Raw genomic sequence first — 5,061 nt, forward strand, 5'->3', positions numbered from 1 at the left:
CCGTCCGCGGCCGCTACCCTGACCTGCCGGACGGCCGGCCGCAGTACGGCGTGCGGGTGACGCCCGAGCAGGAGGGCCAGACCGGTAACCAGCCGGAGCAGGCCGGCGGCCAGGCAGGGGAGTCCGCGCCCGGGCAGGAGCCAGGACGCGCGGAGGGCGACGAACGCCGCTGACCCCAAGCGCAGGAAAGAGCCGGGGGAACCGACCAGTGAAGGCGGTTCCCCCGGCTCTTTCGCTTCCGCTGCTACTCCCCGGTGGGACTGTAGATGCCGGCCATCCACGATTCGACTTCGGCCGGATCGCGCGGCAGCGCGGCGCTGAGGTTGACCGGCCCGTCGGCGGTCATCAGCACGTCATCCTCGATCCGGACGCCGATGCCGCGGTATTCCTCGGGCACGGCGAGGTCTTCCTGCTTGAAGTACAGCCCGGGTTCGATGGTGAAGACCATGCCCTCGGCCAGCACGCCGTCCAGGTAGAGCTCGCGCTTGGCCTGGGCGCAGTCATGGACATCCAGGCCCAAATGGTGGCTCGTGCCGTGCGGCATCCAGCGGCGGTGGTGCTGGCCGTCCTCGGCGAGGGCTTCCTCCAGCGGAACCGGGAGCAGGCCCCACTCGTCGAGCCGCTCGGCCAGGACCTTCACGGCCGCCGCGTGGATGTCGCGGAACTTCGCCCCCGGCTGCGCGGCGGCGAAACCGGCGTCGGCAGCGTCCAGCACCGCCTGGTAGATCCGGCGCTGGATTTCGGTGAACTTGCCGTTGACCGGAAGCGTTCGGGTCACATCGGCCGTATAGAGCGAGTCGGCTTCGACTCCCGCATCCAGCAGCAGCAGGTCGCCGGACCTGACCTGTCCGTTGTTGCGGATCCAGTGCAGGATGGTTGCGTTGTTGCCGGCCGCGGCGATCGTGTCGTAGCCGAGGTCGTTGCCTTCTTCGCGGGCTTTGGCAAAGAAGGCGCCTTCCACCACGCGCTCGCCGCGGGCATGGGTCATGGCCCGGGGGAGCACCTTGACCACTTCGTGGAACCCGTCCACGGTGGCGGCGACGGACTTCTTCAGTTCGCCGACTTCCCACTCGTCCTTGACCAGGCGCAGTTCGGAGAGCGCCTCGGCGAGCAGGGCGTCCAGGTTGTCGGATTCCTCCAGGTCCACGCCGGTGTTGATCCGCGACGTGTCCACGAGCGCGTCGACGTCCAGGTCCACTTCGCGCAGCAGCCGGATGCGCATACCGCCGATGCTGACGACGCCGGCATCCTTGGTGACGGCCACTTCGAGCTCGTCCAGGTGCGCGGTTGCAAGTTGCAGCTGCTTCTGCAGCTGCTCCAGCGTCGGGCGGGGGCCGATCCAGAATTCCCCGTAGCGGGCATTCGCGTAGAAGTCCGGCGTGTCCCGGCCGGCCAGCGGGCGGAAGTACAACGTGGCCTGGTGGTTGCCGCCGTCGTCACCTGCTCCCTCAGCCGTCGGTTCCATGACCAGCACGGCGTCCGGTTCATGGTCCAGGCCGAGGCCGGTGAGGTGGGCGAAGCCCGAATGCGGGCGGAACCGGTAGTCCGTGTCGTTCGAGCGGACCTTCAGCGGCCCTGCCGGTATGACCAGCCGTTCGCCCGGGAACTTCAGGGAAATAGCACGACGGCGGAGCGCGGCGTAGGGGGCTACCTCACCAACGGCAGGGGGCGCGGACGTGTCCGGAGCCCACTGGCTGGCCATGAAATCCTTGAAGGCCCGGGATTCGGGCCGCTGGGACCGGTTGTTGCCCCGTTCCCCAAGGGGCTGGCCCTCCGAAGCTGGCTGCTCTAAGTCATTGGCGTCTGTACTCACCCGTCCATCGTCTCACCGGCACCAACCCCTGCCAAACAGCCAGCCAGACCCGTGGCGGCCCGGACCGGCACGGTAGATTGGTGGCGTGAAGATTGACCTGCATGCGCATTCCACGGTATCGGACGGCACGGAGCCGCCCGCCGACGTCGTACGCGCTGCCGCGGACGCCGGGCTGGATGTGGTGGCACTGACGGATCACGACTCCACCGCGGGCTGGGCTCCGGCCCTTGCGGCCGCCCGCGAGCTCGGCATTGGCCTGGTCCCGGGCATGGAAATTTCCTGCCGGAGCGCCCAAGGCATCAGCGTGCATGTCCTCTCCTACTTGCACGACCCGGCGCACGCCGGGCTGTTGGAGGAAATCGGAAAGGCCCGCGATGCCCGCCTGACCCGGGCGGAGCGGATGGTCGAGCTGCTGGCCGAAGACTTCCCGATTACCTGGGCTGATGTCACGGCGCAGACGGCGCACGAGGCCACCGTCGGCCGGCCCCACATCGCAGACGCCTTGGTGGCTGCGGGCGTGGTGGCAGACCGGACGGAGGCATTTACCAGCATCCTGACCTCGCATTCGCGCTACTACGTCACCCACTACGCACCTGATCCGGCCCGGGCCGTTGAACTGGTCAAGCAGGCCGGCGGCGTCGCAGTGTTTGCCCATCCGGTGGCTTCCAGCCGCGGCCGGGTGGTTGGCGAGGAAGTCTTCCAGCACATGATCGACGCGGGCCTTGACGGCGTGGAGGTGGACCACCGTGACAATCCGGAACAGGGCAAAGCCTGGCTGCGGCAGTTCGCGGCGGACCACGGGCTGCTCATGACCGGGTCCAGCGACTACCACGGCACCGGCAAGCCCAACCTTTTGGGCGAGAATGTGACCGCCCCCGCCGTCCTTGACCGCATCCTCGAAATCGGCACGGGGACCCCTGCGTACCTGCCCGGCAGTGTCCCCGGCTCCGGTGCCGCGGGCCACTGATGCTAAACTTGTTGCTGACCGATGCTTGCCCTAGGCAATCTCAGCGCCGTGAGCGCCGGGACCCTCGGGCCGAATAGCATCCTGATCCCGCAGCCGGCCGCAGACCAGCCGCTGCCTGTGTGACGCGGCAGGAAGATGCTCCTGCCGCCTTTTGATGCCGCCGACCTGCGGCTTGTGTAGTTGGGTCCGGACTCCGTGCCGGGCGGGATCGCGCGCCTTGAATCCATCGCCGGATTCTGTCTGCCCTTCACCTGCGGGAGCGGGTGCACCAGGGCTTTACATGGGCAAAAGTGCCTTGCTGGCCGGCGCGCGGCTGAATCTGGAGGGTGTCCGGCGGACTCTCCAAGACGAGAGGAAGAGAATGACGCCACCGGGCGCAGATTTCTACCAACTCAGCGGCTGGACCGTGATCCTGCTGCTTGTGCTGTTTTACGGCGGCACGCTGCTGATGTCCGCACTCATCAGCAAGAAGAAGGAGAACGCTGACGGTTACATGACCGCCGGCAACAAGATCGGCTTCGGCGTGTCCGCGGCCAGCATGACGGCCACCTGGATCTGGGCCTCCTCCATGTACGCTTCGGCCACAGCCGGCTACACCTACGGCATCTCCGGCCCGATCCACTACGGCCTCTGGGGCGCCTGATGATCCTCTTCATCTACCCCTTCGGCCGGCGGATCCGGAAAGTCGCACCGAAGGCCCACACGCTCGCCGAGGTCATGTACGCCCGCCACGGCCGATCCAGCCAGCTCATGCTGGCCGGTTCCAACATCGTGGGCAGCCTCATCAGCCTGACGTCCAATTTCATTGCCGGCGGCGCCCTCATTGCACTTCTGTCGCCCTTCAGCTTCGGCCAGGGCATCATCGTCATCGCAGCCGGCGTGCTCCTCTATACGCTGTGGTCCGGTTTCCGCGCTTCCGTGCTGACCGACTTCGCCCAGGTCGTGGCGATGCTCGGTGCCGTCGTCGTCATCATTCCTGCGGTCTTCTTCGCCGCGGGCGGTCCCGACATGTTCGAGCAGGGCGCGCAGAACCTGACGCCGCAGCAGTCCAACTTCTTCTCCAGCGATGCCTTCCTCAACCAAGGCGCCCCGTACATCGCGGCCGTGCTGGCCTACGCCATCGGCAACCAGACCATTGCGCAGCGGCTCTTCGCCGTCCGCGAGGACCTGATCAAGAAGACGTTCGTGACTGCCACCGTCGGCTACGGCGCAACCATCATCGGCATCGGCATGCTCGGCGTCATGGCCCTGTACCTCGGCCTGACCCCGGCCGGTGGCGACATGAACAACATCATCCCGCAGATGGCTTCGACCTACCTGCATCCGATCCTGATCGCTGTCTTCCTGATCATGATCATCGGTGCCTTGTCCTCCACGGCGGATTCGGATTTGGCGGCGCTGTCGTCGATCATGATGGCCGATGTCTACGGCCAGAACATCGCGGGCAAGAAGAAGGCCAACCCCAAGACCATGCTGCTGGTCGGACGCGTCACCATGATCGTGGCCACTGCCGCAGCACTGTACTTCGCCAGTGGGCAGATGAACATCCTCGACATGCTGGTGTTTGTCGGCGCACTCTGGGGCGCCCTCGTGTTCCCGGTGATTGCCAGCTTCTACTGGGAGAAGGTGACGAACAAGGCGTTCACCGTCTCGGTCCTTGTGGCGCTGGCCGTCTTCATCCCGGTCCGGTTCGAGTGGCTGCCCATGAACGGTGCCGTGGGCATCGTCACGGACATTGTGGCCGTGGTCGGTATCGGCGTCGTCCTCGGACTAATGTCCTTCGGGTTCTTCGGCCTCAAGCCGGCCAAGATCATCGGCGCAGTCGGTGCCCTCGCGGCGGCGCCGTTCGCCATCGGCTTCCTGCACGACTACGCCGTGCTGACCGGCTCCCTGGTCGCCTACGCCGTGAGCACGGGCGTCTGCTACTTCATGTGCTTCCGGAACAGCAAGACGTTCGATTTCGGGCTCATCCAGCAGCGCATTGGCGACTTTGACAACCGTGCCGACGAAGAGGCCGTTGAAGCGGCCGCAGCGGCAAAGTAAGGAGAGAACCGTGGAAACCTTCGTCCTCACCCTGTATGTACTGGTGTGGCCCCTGATCGTCGCCGGCACCTTGTTCGGCATCTGCAAGGGCTTTTTCAAGGATTGGCGGGAGGCGCGCCAGGAGGGCCGGACCCTCATTTAGCGCCTGCAATGATGAAGGCCGGCAGGACAGCCACCGCTGTCCAGCCGGCCTTCATCGTCGTCGGCGTGCCGACGGCAGCCACAGACGTGCCGAGGG

General features: G+C 66.3%; 3 protein-coding genes and 1 pseudogene. 3 read left to right on the top strand and 1 reads right to left on the bottom strand.

The window, feature by feature from the left end:
• Positions 1-244 precede the first annotated feature (244 nt).
• Positions 245-1,702 carry an aminopeptidase P family protein gene (locus tag D477_RS14850; RefSeq protein WP_005270937.1) on the bottom strand — a complete coding sequence of 486 codons (1,458 nt, stop codon included), beginning with the start codon at positions 1,700-1,702 and terminating at the stop codon, positions 245-247.
• A gap of 196 nt (positions 1,703-1,898) precedes the next feature.
• Here D477_RS14850 and D477_RS14855 point away from each other — a divergent pair, with 196 nt between their 5' ends.
• From D477_RS14855 to D477_RS23355, 3 genes and pseudogenes are all read left to right on the top strand, one after another.
• On the top strand, positions 1,899-2,780 hold the full coding sequence (locus D477_RS14855; protein WP_005270939.1) for a PHP domain-containing protein: 882 nt from the start codon (positions 1,899-1,901) through the stop codon (positions 2,778-2,780).
• A 361-nt stretch (positions 2,781-3,141) separates the two neighbouring features.
• Positions 3,142-4,823, top strand: a pseudogene (locus D477_RS14860) (sodium:solute symporter family protein).
• A 10-nt stretch (positions 4,824-4,833) separates the two neighbouring features.
• Positions 4,834-4,965, top strand: a complete 132-nt coding sequence (locus D477_RS23355; protein WP_005270943.1) for a putative transporter small subunit — start codon at positions 4,834-4,836, stop codon at positions 4,963-4,965.
• Positions 4,966-5,061: the final 96 nt, after the last annotated feature.

Source organism: Arthrobacter crystallopoietes BAB-32, from assembly GCF_000328305.2.
Lineage (GTDB): Bacteria > Actinomycetota > Actinomycetes > Actinomycetales > Micrococcaceae > Crystallibacter > Crystallibacter crystallopoietes_A.